Genomic DNA, 13,403 nt, shown 5'->3' on the forward strand with positions numbered 1-13,403 from the left:
CCGGCCGCGCCCGTCGCACACCGGCCGGGCCGCGGGGGCGCCGCCAGACGGCCGGGATCTCAGCCCTGTTCGCGCAGCCGCTTGGCTGCCGCGATGGCGAAGTAGGTCAGGATCCCGTCGCCGCCGGCGCGCCTGAAGGCCAGCAGGGATTCCATCATGACTTTGTCGAGATCCAGCCAGCCGTTGGCGGCAGCCGCCTGGATCATGGCGTATTCGCCGCTGACCTGGTAGACGTAGGTCGGCATGCCGAAGGCGTCCTTGACCTCGCGCAGCACGTCCAGGTACGGCATGCCGGGCTTGACCATCACCATGTCGGCGCCCTCGTGGATGTCGGCGGCGACTTCGCGCAACGCTTCCAGCCGGTTGGCCGGGTCCATCTGGTAGGTGGCCTTGTCGGACCGGCCCAGGTTGGCCGCGGACCCGACGGCCTCGCGGAAGGGGCCGTAGAACGCGCTGGCGTATTTGGCGGAATAGGCCATGATGCGGGTGTGGATGCGGCCGCGCCCGTCCAGCGCCCGGCGCACGGCGCCAATGCGCCCGTCCATCATGTCGCTGGGAGCCACGATGTCCACGCCCGCCTCGGCATGGGTCAGTGCCTGGCGCACCAGCATGGAGACGGTGGGCTCGTTCAGCAACTGGCCCTCCTCGTCGATGAGGCCGTCCTGCCCATGGCTGGTATAGGGGTCCAGCGCCACGTCGGTCAGGACGCCCAGGCCCGGGAAGTTGGCCTTCAGGAGCGCCACCGTGCGCGGAATCAGGCCGTCCGGGTTGGCGGCCTCGCTGCCGTCCGCGGTCTTGAGCGCCGAATCGATGTGCGGGAACAGCGCCATCACGGGGATGCCGAGCCGCACGCATTCTTCGGCGGTGGCCAGCAGTGTGTCCGGCGAGTGGCGCACGACGCCGGGCATGGCGGCCACCGGCTCGCGCACGTTCTGCCCCTCGCGCACGAACACCGGGTAGATCAGGTCATCCACGGACAGGCGGTTCTCGCGCACCAGGCGGCGCGAGAAGTCGTCGCGCCGGTTGCGGCGCAGCCGCAGGGTGGGGAAATCGGTTTGAGGCAGAAATCGGGTCATGGGAACTCCGGGGTTTACGGCACGATCTGGGGCGAGATCCAGTTTTCGATATGGAGGCCGGCCTCTTCCAGGCCGATGCGGCGGGGTGCGGAAAACGGCAGTGCCGTCAGCGTGCCGATCTCCGCCAGGTCGCGGCGGGTCTGCTGCGCGGCTTTCACCCGCTGGCCGTAGGGCAGTTTGTCGGCCTTGGTCAGCAAGGCGAGGGTCGGCAGCCCGCGCAGGCCGATCCAGTGCGCGAGGCGGCGGTCCAGCTCGGTGACCCCGCGCCGGATGTCCACCACCATCACCACGCCCGCCAGGCTGGTGCGCTGGTGCAGGTAGTCCCCCAGGACCTCGGCCCAGGCTTCGCGGGCCTTCTGGTCGATGGCGGCGTAGCCGTAGCCCGGCAGGTCCACCAGGAACCCCAGCCAGGCATCCGGTTCGACGGGATCCGGGATGCCGAACAGATTGATGAGCCGTGTGCGACCCGGCGTCTTGCTGGAGAATGCGAGCTGCTTCTGGTTCACCAGCACGTTGATCGCCGACGACTTGCCGGCGTTCGAACGCCCCACGAAAGCGACTTCGGAGGTGGTGGGCGGGGGAAGCTGGTCCAGGCGGGCGGCGGAAACCGTGAACCGGGCGCGGTGGAGAAGGGACACGGGGTGCGGTCTCGATGGAGGGGCAATGAAGGAGATGATCGCTATTGTATAATTTCGTATTGAACTTGTTGTGCCTGATGCCGCGTCGGCCTGCGGGTCTGCTCGGGCACGACCCTGGTGGCGCCGCTTGGCGCCAGGATCGAACCATATCCGAGGACCTCATGAAGCGCGCGCTTTCCAGTTTGTTCGTGGCCGGCAGCCTGGTGCTTGCCGGTGTCATTCCGGGCTTGACCCAAGCCCAGGATGCGCCCCAGAAGCCGGACGTCAAGGCTGGTGAGCAACTTTTCGTCCATGGCGATACGTCGCGCGGGGTCCTGGCCTGTATGACCTGTCACGGCGCGGCGGGCAACAGCACCATTCCGGCCAATCCGAATCTGGCCGGCATGCCCCACGAATACATTGCGAAGCAACTGCGGGACTTCCAGGCGCACGACAAAACGCCGCCTGTCCGCACCGGCGCCAATGGCGCGCCCACCATCATGAGCAGCATCGCCGCCAATCTGAAGCCCCAGGACATCCAGAACCTCGCCCTGTACCTGTCGCAGCAGCCGCTGGACTGGGACAAGGCCGGCACGGCCACCAAGCCGGCGACCAAGGATCTGGGCCAGCGCATCTGGCGCGCCGGCATCGCCGACCGCAATGTGCCGGCCTGCGCCGCGTGCCACTCGGCCAATGGCAAGGGCTTGCCCGCTGAGTTTCCGCGCCTGGCGGGCCAGCATCCGGAATACATTCTGGAACAACTCAAGCTCTTCCGTTCGGGCGACCGCCAGAACGAGATCATGCATGACATCGCTGATCGCATGAACGACCAGGATCTCGCGGCCGTGGCCGATTACGCGGCGGGTCTGCGCTGATCGATCGCCCTTCACGGAACGCCCTTCTCGCCCCGGTCTGATTCCCGGGTTGCGGCTGGGGTCTTGGTGGACTGCGGTGCAAAGTCGCTGTATGGTTGAGGCTTAAAAGCTCATCGGGGGGTGCGCGCAAGCGCGCGCCCCCTTTTTTTACGGAATCGGGTCCTCGTGTCATCTCTTTCCCGTTTTCGCGCCCGCGGCGCGGACGTCATCGAATTGCTGGGTTCGATGCGCTTTGCCATCAGCCTGCTGGTGTTCATTTGCGTGGCCAGCCTGATCGGCACCATCATTCAGCAGAACCAGGCGGCTACTACTTACATCGATCGGTTCGGCCCCTTCTGGTTTGCCGTCTTCAGTGAGTTTTCGCTCTGGCAGATCTACAACAGCACGTGGTTCCTGCTGGTCATGTCCTTCCTGGTGGTGTCCACCACGCTGTGCGTGTTCCGCAATGCGCCCAAGATGCTGCGGGATGCGCGCTCTTTCCGGGAATACGTACGGGGCAGCAGCCTGCGCGCGTTCCACCACCGGGTGGAGCTGGCCAGTGCCCAGACGCCGGCGCAGGCGCGTGACAACGTCGGCAAGCTGCTGCGCGCACAGGGCTACCGCTATCGGGTGCGGGAAGACGGCGACAGCCTGATGGTCGCCGCCAAAAAAGGCGGCGCGAACCGGCTGGGCTATATTTTTGCGCACACCGCCATCGTGGTGGTTCTGTTGGGCGGCCTGCTCGACAGCGAGCTGCCGGTGCGCCTGCAAACCTGGTTGTTCGACAAGCAGCCCGTCGTGGGAAACATGCTGATTTCGGACGTGCCGCAGTCCGGCCGGCTGTCGGCGTACAACCCCAGCTTCCGCGCCAACATGCTGCTGCCTGACGGCAAGCAGAGCAGCATGGGCATCGTGTCCTCGGGCCGGGGCGTGCTGCTGCAACCGCTGCCATTCACGCTCCACCTGAAGAAGTTCTATATCGACTATTACAGCAACGGGCAGCCCAGCGACTTCCGCAGCGACGTCACCGTCACGGACCTCGGCAGCGGCAAATCCTTTGATCGCACCATTCTGGTCAATGAGCCGCTGCACTACGACGGCGTGACCGTGTACCAGTCCAGCTTTGACGATGGCGGCAGCAAGCTGAAGCTCAAGGCCTGGCCGCTGAAGGGCGCCGATGCCCAGCCCGCCGCGCTGGACGGCACCGTGGGCGGCAACGGCACCCTGCCGGGCACCAAGCTCGCGGTCGACTTCACGGGGCTGCGCGTGATCAATGTCGAGGATCTGGGCGCCACCAAGGATCCGCAACCCAAGAGCATAGTGGCCGAGGTGGCCGCGGTCACGGGCAGCGGGGCTCGCGCGCCCAACAAGAACCTGCACAATGTGGGACCCAGCGTGCAGTATCGGGTAGTCGGGGACGACGGGCAGTCGCACGACTTCAACCAGTACATGCTGCCGGTCAAGCTCGACGGCTTCCCGGTGTTCCTGATGGGCACGCGCGACGATGCATCCCAGCCGTATCGCTATTTGCGCATCCCGGCCGACGATCAGGGCGGGATGACCGAATTCATGCGGTTGCGGGCCGCGCTGGATGACCCCGCCCTGCGCGAGGAAGCAGCCCGCCGCTTTGCGCGCCGCAGTGCGCCGGACGGCGAGCAGCAGGATCTGATGTTCGAGGCCGCGCGCGGCGCATTGCGCACCTTTGCGACGCAGGGCTTCAATGGCATCATTGCTTCGGCCCCGGCGGATCAGCGCGAAAAGATACTGAATTTTGCGGTTCCCATGATCCAGTTGAGCCTGGTGGAGCTGCGCGACCTGGTCCACGAGCAGGCACATGAGCCGCTCGTGCCGCGCGAGGGGACGAAGGGCGAACACGAACTGCAATGGATGCGGCTGGCCGTGTTGGCGCTGGCATCGCTTCCGGATTATCCTGCTCCTGTCGCCCTGCAGCTTTCCAGTTTCGACCAGGTTCAGGCCAGCGTCTTCCAGATCGCGCGCAGTCCGGGCAAGAACATCGTCTACATCGGCTGCATTCTGCTCGTGCTGGGCGTGTTTTCGATGTTCTACATCCGCGAGCGCCGGATATGGGTGTGGATCCGGCCGTCCGATCAGGGCCATGGGAGCCATTGGCTCGCGGCCATGACCACGCAGCGCCGCACACTGGATTTCAATCACGAATTTGAGCGGCTGCGCGAAGCCTTGCGCCGCCTGTCTACCGGAGGATCCGACCATGACGTCTGACACCATTACCCACGATCCCTTGACACTGTGGTCGCTGGGCGCGAATTCGAGCGGGGACCGTCGTGGCAGGCGGGGCCGGCCGGACTGGACCGATTTCGGATTCTTCCTGGTGCTCGCCATCGGCGCCGGGTACGTGCTCACCCAGTACGGCAGCTTCATGAACTACTACGAGAAGCTGCTCCTGGTGGGCGCGGTGGCCGTGTTCAGTTGGCTGGGCTGGCTGTGGCGCCCGATGCGGACGCTCATGGTCGCCAGTGGGCTGACGGCGCTGCTGGCGATCTGGCTGTACAGCCCGACCGGCGTTCTGCTGCAGGGCGACCTGACTCGGGCCGATACCAACTTCCTCCTGAAATACCTGATCTCGTCGCAGTCCGCCATTCTGTGGATGTGCGCGTTGTTCTTCCTGGCGACCGTTTGCTATTGGATCGGGTTCGCCAGCGACACGGCGGCCTGGCTGGGCACGGTGCTGACGTGGGGAGCCGTTTACGCCGGCCTGACCGGCCTGCTGGTGCGGTGGCGTGAAGGCCACCTGCTGGGGCCGGACATTGGCCACATTCCGGTCAGCAATCTGTATGAAGTCTTCGTGCTGTTCGCGCTCATCACCGCGCTGTTCTACCTGTATTACGAACGGCGCTATGCCACGCGGGCGCTGGGCGGCTTTGCGCTGCTGGTGATCAGTTCGCTGGTGGTGTTCCTGCTGTGGTACTCGTTTACCCGCGATGCCTATCAGATCGCGCCGCTGGTGCCGGCCCTGAAGAGCTGGTGGATGAAACTGCACGTGCCGGCCAATTTCATCGGCTACGGCACCTTCAGCCTGGCGGCGATGGTGGGGTTTGCCTACCTGGTGAAGGCGCACGGCGAGACGCGTGGCTGGAAACCGCTCATCCCGCTGTTCGTGCTGGGGGCGGTGCTGTGTGCGGAGCCGGTGGTCTTCAGCGCTCGCGAGTTGTCCCCGATCTGGATGGTGTATTTCGGCGTGGGGCTGCTCATCGTCGGCGGGATTCTCGCCATGCGCGCGCCGATCGCTCAACGGCTGCCCTCACTCGAAGTCCTGGATGACGTCATGTATCGCGCGATTGCCGTCGGTTTCGCGTTCTTCACGGTGGCGACCATCCTGGGGGCGCTCTGGGCCGCGGATGCCTGGGGTACGTACTGGCAGTGGGATCCCAAGGAAACCTGGGCGCTGATCGTCTGGCTGAACTATGCCGCGTGGTTGCATATGCGGCTCATGAAGGGCCTGCGCGGCTCCATGGCGGCGTATTGGGCGCTGTGCGGCCTGGTGGTCACGAGCTTTGCCTTCCTCGGCGTGAACATGTTCCTGTCGGGGCTGCATTCCTACGGCGAACTCTGATCGGGGGCATGGCGGGCGCGCGCATCACACGCGCCGCCCGCTGATTTCTTCGATATAGGCCTTGGTGGCCGCGTCCTTTATCATGGGCAGGATGCTGTCGTAGGCGAGTATCTCGGCGGGTGCGCGCGACGCCGACACCACATAGCCCTGGATGTGGTCCACGCCCATCTCGGTCAGCGTGCGCAGCGTGGGCAGGTCCTCCACCCATTCGGCGATGCATTCCATACCCAGGTTGTGGGCCAGGTCCACGATGCTGTTGACGATGGCGATGTTGGCGTCGCTGGCCAGCATGTCGCGGATCAGGGTGCCATCGATCTTGATCATGTCGGCGGGCAGCTCCTTCAGGTACGAGAAAGAGGTGTAGCCGGCCCCGAAGTCGTCCAGCGCCACGCGCGTCCCCATGCGCTGCAGGCGGCGCATGAATTGCCGGGTGCGCTCCAGGTCCTGCAAGGCTACGCCCTCCGTGATTTCCACGCACAAGCTGCGCGAGAACTGCGCGTGCTGGTTCAGGATTCCGAACAGCGTATCGATGAACCGGTCATCGTTGAGCGACACCCCGCTCAGGTTGATGTTCACCAGTTGCGTCCGGCCGAGCATGAGCCGGTGTTGGGCCATCCAGGCCAGCGTGGTGGAGAACACCCATTTGTCGATGGCCGTGATCATGCCGTTGTCCTCGGCCGCCTGGATGATCCGGGGGGTCTGCACCAGGCGCTCGCCCGAACTGCGGACCCTCAGCAGGACCTCGAAGTTGAGCGTGGTCAGCGGGTGGCGCAGCGACATGATGGGCTGCATTTCCAGATGGAAGTCTTTCGGGGGCTCGTCCTTGTCGAGCTGCTCGAAGAGGTACTGTTCATCGATGTGTTCGAAGAGCTCCTGGGCATTTTCCTCGTACAGGGTGATGTCGCGATGCTGTTTGCGCGCATCCCGGCAGGCCCGGCTGCCGGCCGCGATGGCGTCGGCCGGGTTCATCTTCCGGTCGATGTCGATGAGTCCCATCGCGGACTTGAGCTGGAACGCGCGTTCGCCTACGTATATCGGGGCGCTGTTCAGGCTTTCCACGATGTCCTGGCTGACGCGCCGGGCTTCACGGGCGCGCATGTTGGGAAACAGAATGATGAATTCATCATTGCCGACGCGCCCTATGCTCTGCTGCTCGTTCAATGAGTACCGGACTCTCTCACAGACCATCTGCAGCAGTGTGTCGCCGGCCGAGTGGCCGAACAGATCATTCACGCGTTTCAGGTGGTCCAGGTCCAGGAACCCCATGGCCGCCGGTGTATCCGATTGGCGCAGGGCGTCGATGGAGGTCTGCATGGCCGTCTCGATGCCGCGCCGGTTGAGTGTGTCGGTGAGCGGGTCATTGTCGGCCATGAGCCGCAGGTTGCGGATCGTTTCGTAGCGGGCGCTCACGTCCTGCAGGGAGCCCTCGATGCGGCTGCCGGCCATCGTGGCGCGCAGCAAGAAGCTGCGTGACGGGGAGGTGCTCGAGGCGTTCGTCTGGATTTCCGTGTCCTGGCCCTGTTCGGTCGCCAACGAAACCTGCAGCCAGTCCATGTCGGGGAAGAAATCGGTCCAGGCGAGGCTGAGCGAGTCGGTCGCGTCGTTCACGGCCAGGATGTCGCGGGCATTCGGGTTCAGGTGCTCGAAGTGGCGGGTGGCGCCCAGTGTGAACAGCCCCAGGGGCGTCAAGCTGTCGTGCGCGATCAGGTCGTTGCGCTGGCGTGAGCGAAGCTGCCGGTCTTCCCGCATCTGCTCGGCGACGGCCAGGGCGATGAGCACGTTGCAGAGCAGCAGCGCGATGGTGCCGATCTGGGGATCGATGAGGTCGCGCCGCTCCAGCCCGACCAGGATCAGCCCGGTCAGCATGATGGAGAGCGCCACGCAGACGCCTACGGTATGCCACAGCCGGGTGCGTGTGTGCGAGCGGAACAGGGCATGGATGAGCAGGATGGCGACCAGGCCCGTGGCGAGCCACGCCGCCAGGAAAACGATGGTCTGGAACCAGTCGTAGGGCAGCGCCACTGTGGCGACCAGCAGCACCAGGCTGCTCAGGGTGCCGATCTTGCGCACGCGGGTCTGGGTCGAAGTCTCCAGGCTTTCACGGAACAGATCGGCAAACAGATGGTAGGTGACGAGGTAATAGAGCACCAGCGTGAACTTGCGCACCCACGGCAGGTACTCCGGCGCAATCAACAGGCCCAGCCACTGGTAGTCCCACCCGAGCGCCCACGCGCCCAGGCGCATGTTGCCGACCAGCCAGCAGGCGAGCAGCACGTAAGGCCATTCGCGCATGGTCACGGCGATCACGAACAGGAACAGCGCCAGCGTGAGCAGACCACCCTGCAACAGGCCGAGAGACCGCGCATCGCGCGCCGAGGCGTCGGAGAGATCCGTTCGATCCCATCGCTCCAGGGACAGACGCGCGGGCTGCGCCAGGCCGACGCGGCACAGCGCCTGGCGGGCGGTCGTGGCCGTCGGCAATGGCATCTGGGTGCCGGCGATGCTCGTGTGCAGCGGCATCGGCACCAGCGTCCAGGGTTCGTGGCCCGATGGATACGCGTTGCGCTCCAGCAGCCAGCAGGCGGGCGCCACCAATTGGTGGGAGGGCAGCAGCAATTCCTGGGGCAGCGGTGAGGCGGCCGTCCGGACGGGCAATTCGGCCAGCAGCCAGACGGTACCGGCGGGCAGCCGTTCGGTGAGCCGGCTGGGGCGCTGCGTGAGCCGCAGGATGGCGGTATCCGGGTCGGTGACGGTGGACTGGACGAGAAAGCGGGTGGCCAAGGGTTGGCCTTGGTGGTTGCCAAATAGCGATGGGAGCACGGCGATGCCGGCCACCACACAGAGCACGATCAGCAGCGGCACCAGGACGTGCGTGACAAGCGGTGCCAGCCGGCCCGAAAGCCGGGCGAACCGACGGGTGGCACGAACCGGCGGATGATTCTTCTGCGCCATAGGACTACGCGACATTACGAATGTGTGCGGACGACAAGCCCACACCAACGGCATTGACGGCCCATTCTGCAGGAACTTTAGGGCCGCCGCGCCGCGTCTCACAAAGAGCGATTCAGTCGCTGGGATTGGAGGCGGCGGTCCTCAATTCAACCACAGGTTGGACCGGACCGGAGATTAACCTTTGTGGGGAATGCGCTCGGATGCGAAAAGCGCTTGCGTGGATTCGCGCGGACGCACCAGATAGGAGTCCTGGCCGTCGATCAGCACTTCGGCTGCGCGCGGCCGCGTGTTGTATTGGCTCGACATCGAAAAGCCGTAGGCGCCGGCCGACTGGATGGCGAGCAGGTCGCCCTGCTCCAGCGGCAGAGTCCGGTCGCGTGCCAGCCAGTCACCGCTTTCGCAGATGGGGCCGACGATGTCCCAGGTCTCGGCGGGTGTTCCCGCACGCGCTTCGACGGGGACGACTCCGTGCCAGGCCTCATACAGGGCGGGGCGCATCAGATCGTTCATGGCCGCGTCCACGATCGCGAAATTGCGGACCGGGGTGCGTTTCAGGTATTCCACGCGCGTGAGCAGCACACCGGCGTTGCCCACCAGCGAACGGCCGGGCTCCAGCACTACCTGCAGGTAGTCCAGCCCGTGCGCCGCCAGGCGCTGGAATACGGAATCCAGCAGAACGGCGGGATCCAGCGGTGTTTCGTCGGTGTAGCGGATGCCCAGGCCGCCGCCCAGATCCAGGTGCTCCAGGCGGATGCCGTCGGTGGAAAGGCGGTCGATCAGGGCCAGCAGTTTCTCCAGTGCGTCCAGGTAGGGTGAGACGCTGGTGATCTGCGAGCCGATGTGGCAGTCCACGCCCGTGATCTTGAGACTGGCATGCTGCAGGGCCTGCCGGTAGAGTTCAGGGGCTTGGTGGATGTCCACGCCGAATTTGTTTTCCTTCAACCCGGTGGAAATATAAGGGTGCGTCTGTGCGTCCACGTCCGGGTTGACGCGCAACGAGATAGGCGCGACCAGTCCCATTTCGTGCGCGATGTCGGCCAGGCGGTCGAGTTCTGCCGCCGATTCGATGTTGAAGCATTTGATGCCGGCCGTGAGCGCGGAGCGGATTTCCCAGCTCTGCTTGCCCACGCCCGAGAACACGATACGGTCGGCGCGTGCGCCGGCGGCCAGGACGCGGGCCAGTTCCCCGCCTGATACGATGTCGAATCCCGCGCCGAGGCGCTTGAACTCATGCAGCACGGCCAGGTTGGAGTTGGCCTTCACTCCGAAGCAGACCAGTGCGTCGCGCCCGGCGATGGCGCGTTCGTAGCTCTGCCAGGCGGCGTGCAGCGCCGCGCGCGAGTAGACGTAGAGGGGAGTGCCGTAGCGGTCGGCCAACTCGGTAAGCGGAATGTCCTCTGCGTACAGGACGCCGTCGCGCATGGGAAATGAGTAATCCGGACTCATGGTGATCATGGCCGCGGCGCGGCGGGCGCGGCCGGGGGGCTGGGCGCCGGGGCCACGGTCGGCGGCGTGGCGAGTTCCGCATCGGCGGGCGGCGGAGGCGCGGGATGCTGCAGCGGGCCCTTCATGCCGCAGCCCGCCAAGAGAAAGGCGACGCTGACAGTGACCAGGCGCGCGGCTCGCAGGAAAGAGGGTTCGAGCTTCATCAGAAGGGGACGCGCACCGGCTGGGTGACGGCGCTGCCAGGTGGGTTGTTGGAAGGTTTTTGCGGGGTGGCGTTGCCCTGCAGTTGGTTGAGCAGATTGCCGATGCCGTCCGGTGTGTTGCCCGACGGGTGGGCGGGTGCCGGGTCGCCCGGGGCGGGCAGACCCACGCGGGCGATCGCCGTGCCCGGCGGGTATTCGTCGAAATAGTAGTCGCCGTCGAGCTTGGTCAGGCCGCTGGGCATGGGACCCGGCGGCGTTTCCGGCTGGCCCTTCAGCGCCGTGCGCATGAAGCTCACCCAAATGGGCAGCGAGGCGCCACCGCCGGTTTCGCCCTGGCCCAGGGACTTGGGCTGGTCGAATCCCATCCAGGCCACGGCCACCAGTTTGGGCGTGAATCCGGCAAACCAGGCGTCCTGGGAGTCATTGGTGGTGCCGGTCTTGCCGCCGACGTCGTTGCGGCCCAGTTCGCGGTGGGCGCGCGCGCCCGTGCCGAACGTGGCCACGCCGCGCAGCATGTCGTCCATCACATAGACGGTACGTGGATCGATGACGCGCGCCAGTGTGTCACCCGCCACCGTCGGGCGCGCCCGCATGACGATCTTGCCGGCGCTGTCGGTCACATGGTCGATCAGGAATGGCGGCACGCGGTAGCCCCCGTTCGCGAAGACGGCATAGCCGCCCGCGAGCTGCATCGGCGTCACGGATCCGGCGCCCAGAGCCATCGGCAGCACGGCCGGTTGCCGGGAGCGGTCGAAACCGAAGCGCGTGACGTAGTCCTGGGCGTACTTGGGCCCCACGGCCTGGAGAATGCGGATGGACACCATGTTCTTGGATTTATACAGGCCCTGGCGCATGGTCAGGACGGGGTCGTAGGCGTTCCCGTAGTTCTTCGGGTTCCAGGCCTTGGATCCCGTCTGTTCCGCCGTCAGCGAGAACGGCTCGTCAGAGATCTGCGTAGCGGGGGTCAGGCCGCGTTCCAGTGCGGAGGCGTAGATGAACGGCTTGAAGGACGATCCCGGTTGCCGCCAGGCCTGGGTCACGCGGTTGAACTTGCCTTCTTCGAAGTCGAAGCCGCCCACCATGGCTTCAACGGCGCCGTCCTGGGCGCGTAGCGAAACCAGTGCCGCCTGCACCGTGGGCTTGTTGATGATTTCCCAGTAGCCGTCCATCTGGTGGATATACACAACCGACCCGCGCTGCAGGCGGACGGACTCCTTGGCCTTGGGCGTCAGGGCGCGAGCGATGACCTTCAGGGCCCGCTTGTCATTGACGTCGATGATCTGCGTGGCGCTGCGCGCGACTTTCACGTCCGTCGGGCTGGCCGAAAGGACCACCGCGGTGAGCAGATCCCCGCTGTCCGGGTATTTGTCCTGCAGCTCGTCGAGCAGGTCATTGAAGGCGTCGGTCTTGCCCTCGATGCCGGCGGGCAGGTCGACGTCGCCTTCCGGGCCCGGGAAGGGCGCGCGGCGGGTGTAGTCCAATACGCCCGCGCGAACGGCATCGTAGGCGGCTTCCTGGTCCTTGGAGTCTATCGTGGTGTAGATGTTGAATCCGCGCGAGTAGATGTCGTCCTGATACACGCCGTAGAGCAGCTGCCGCGCCAGTTCGGCCGGATATTCGCCATGCACGGCGTAGCGGCCGGTCGGCGTGCCGGCGGCGGACTTGACCACGATGGGCTGCTTCATGGCCGCCTGGTATTCGGCTTCGGTCAGGTAGCCCAGGGCGCGCATGCGTCCGAGCACGTAGCCCTGGCGAGCCTTGGCCCGGTCAAAATTGGAAATCGGGTTGAAGCGGGAGGGGGCCTTCGGAATGCCCGCCAGCATGGCGGCCTCGGCCGGCGTGATCTCCGACAGCTGTTTGCCGAAATAGGTGCGGCTGGCGGCCGCGAAACCGTAAGCCCGGTGTCCCAGGAAGATCTGATTCATGTACAGGTCCAGGATCTGGTCCTTGGACAGGGTCGCCTCGATCTTGAAGGTCAGCAGCAGTTCATAGAACTTGCGGGTGTAGGTCTTTTCCGACGACAGGTAGAAATTGCGCGCCACCTGCATGGTGATGGTGCTCGCGCCCTGGGTCTTGGACATGTGCACCACATTGGCGATGGCGGCCCGGATCACGCCCGTCCAGTCGATGCCGCCATGCTGGTAGAAGCGGTCGTCTTCAGCGGCCAGGATGGCCGACTTCATCACGTCCGGGATTTCATCGAAGCGCAGGACGTTGCGGCGTTCTTCGCCGAATTCCCCAATCAGTACGTTGTCGGCCGTGTAGACACGCAGCGGAATACGGGGCCGGTAATCGGTCATCGCGTGCAGGTCGGGCAAATTGGGCCAGGCCAGCGCCAAGGCCAGCGTCATGAGCAGCGCGCCGCACAAGCCCAGGCCTGCGCATACGACGATCGCCTTGAGGACGAATCGGGAAAGCCACGAACGGGCAGGCGCCTGCTGACGGGAAGAAGATTGGGAGGAAGAGCTCATCAGGGGCGATTGTAAAGCCAGGGCCCGGGCGGCCCAGCAGGTCTGGGCAGGGTCTATGTAACTGAATGCTGCGGGCTGAGATCGAACCGCGCCGGGTGAACGAACCGCAAATGCGATAATACACGCAAACGAACCACCCCATACTTGATGCGCGATGACGAACGCATGTGCTGTGACTGACTCTGCAGGGCC

Annotated in this window: 9 protein-coding genes; 3 read left to right on the plus strand and 6 right to left on the minus strand. The window is 65.3% G+C overall.

Annotation, left to right across the window (positions count from 1 at the left end):
* Window positions 1-59: 59 nt before the first annotated feature.
* Window positions 60-1,076: a porphobilinogen synthase gene (hemB, locus tag ACVCMJ_RS12755; protein ID WP_447081771.1), complete on the minus strand. Its 1,017-nt coding sequence runs from the start codon at window positions 1,074-1,076 to the stop codon at window positions 60-62.
* 14 nt (window positions 1,077-1,090) lie between these two features.
* Entirely contained in the window at window positions 1,091-1,714 is a 624-nt protein-coding gene (gene yihA / locus ACVCMJ_RS12760) for a ribosome biogenesis GTP-binding protein YihA/YsxC (RefSeq protein ID WP_447081772.1), read from the minus strand.
* A 161-nt stretch (window positions 1,715-1,875) separates the two neighbouring features.
* Between yihA and ACVCMJ_RS12765 the strand changes: the two genes are divergently transcribed.
* From ACVCMJ_RS12765 to ccsB, 3 genes are all read left to right on the plus strand, one after another.
* Window positions 1,876-2,568, plus strand: a complete 693-nt coding sequence (locus tag ACVCMJ_RS12765) for a c-type cytochrome (RefSeq protein WP_447081773.1) — start codon at window positions 1,876-1,878, stop codon at window positions 2,566-2,568.
* A 225-nt stretch (window positions 2,569-2,793) separates the two neighbouring features.
* Window positions 2,794-4,788: a cytochrome c biogenesis protein ResB gene (locus ACVCMJ_RS12770; RefSeq protein ID WP_447082590.1), complete on the plus strand. Its 1,995-nt coding sequence runs from the start codon at window positions 2,794-2,796 to the stop codon at window positions 4,786-4,788.
* Window positions 4,778-6,139, plus strand: a complete 1,362-nt coding sequence (gene ccsB, locus ACVCMJ_RS12775) for a c-type cytochrome biogenesis protein CcsB (RefSeq protein WP_447081774.1) — start codon at window positions 4,778-4,780, stop codon at window positions 6,137-6,139. The genes ACVCMJ_RS12770 and ccsB overlap by 11 nt, the downstream gene beginning before the upstream one ends.
* A 24-nt stretch (window positions 6,140-6,163) precedes the next feature.
* Here the strand turns inward: ccsB and ACVCMJ_RS12780 are convergent, their stop codons facing one another.
* The 4 genes from ACVCMJ_RS12780 to ACVCMJ_RS12795 all read right to left on the minus strand — a co-directional run bounded on the left by ACVCMJ_RS12780 (window position 6,164) and on the right by ACVCMJ_RS12795 (window position 13,211).
* A complete protein-coding gene (locus tag ACVCMJ_RS12780; RefSeq protein WP_447081775.1) occupies window positions 6,164-9,106 on the minus strand; it encodes a putative bifunctional diguanylate cyclase/phosphodiesterase in 2,943 nt (980 codons plus the stop codon).
* A gap of 159 nt (window positions 9,107-9,265) precedes the next feature.
* A complete protein-coding gene (gene lysA, locus ACVCMJ_RS12785; protein WP_447081776.1) occupies window positions 9,266-10,546 on the minus strand; it encodes a diaminopimelate decarboxylase in 1,281 nt (426 codons plus the stop codon).
* On the minus strand, window positions 10,543-10,740 hold the full coding sequence (gene lptM, locus ACVCMJ_RS12790; RefSeq protein ID WP_447081777.1) for an LPS translocon maturation chaperone LptM: 198 nt from the start codon (window positions 10,738-10,740) through the stop codon (window positions 10,543-10,545). Before lptM ends, lysA begins: the two co-directional genes overlap by 4 nt.
* Window positions 10,740-13,211 (minus strand): penicillin-binding protein 1A, encoded by a 2,472-nt coding sequence (locus ACVCMJ_RS12795; protein ID WP_447081778.1) that lies wholly within the window; start codon window positions 13,209-13,211, stop codon window positions 10,740-10,742. The genes lptM and ACVCMJ_RS12795 overlap by 1 nt, the downstream gene beginning before the upstream one ends.
* Window positions 13,212-13,403 lie beyond the last annotated feature (192 nt).

The organism is Castellaniella sp. UC4447_H14, assembly GCF_052978285.1.

Coding starts and splice junctions, on each gene's coding strand:
- lptM (WP_447081777.1), bottom strand. CDS start 10,740: ATGAAGCTCGAACCCTCTTTCCTGCGAGCCGCGCGCCTGGTCACTGTC.
- ACVCMJ_RS12765 (WP_447081773.1), top strand. CDS start 1,876: ATGAAGCGCGCGCTTTCCAGTTTGTTCGTGGCCGGCAGCCTGGTGCTT.
- ccsB (WP_447081774.1), top strand. CDS start 4,778: ATGACGTCTGACACCATTACCCACGATCCCTTGACACTGTGGTCGCTG.
- ACVCMJ_RS12795 (WP_447081778.1), bottom strand. CDS start 13,211: ATGAGCTCTTCCTCCCAATCTTCTTCCCGTCAGCAGGCGCCTGCCCGT.
- ACVCMJ_RS12780 (WP_447081775.1), bottom strand. CDS start 9,106: ATGTCGCGTAGTCCTATGGCGCAGAAGAATCATCCGCCGGTTCGTGCC.
- lysA (WP_447081776.1), bottom strand. CDS start 10,546: ATGATCACCATGAGTCCGGATTACTCATTTCCCATGCGCGACGGCGTC.
- ACVCMJ_RS12770 (WP_447082590.1), top strand. CDS start 2,794: ATGCGCTTTGCCATCAGCCTGCTGGTGTTCATTTGCGTGGCCAGCCTG.
- hemB (WP_447081771.1), bottom strand. CDS start 1,076: ATGACCCGATTTCTGCCTCAAACCGATTTCCCCACCCTGCGGCTGCGC.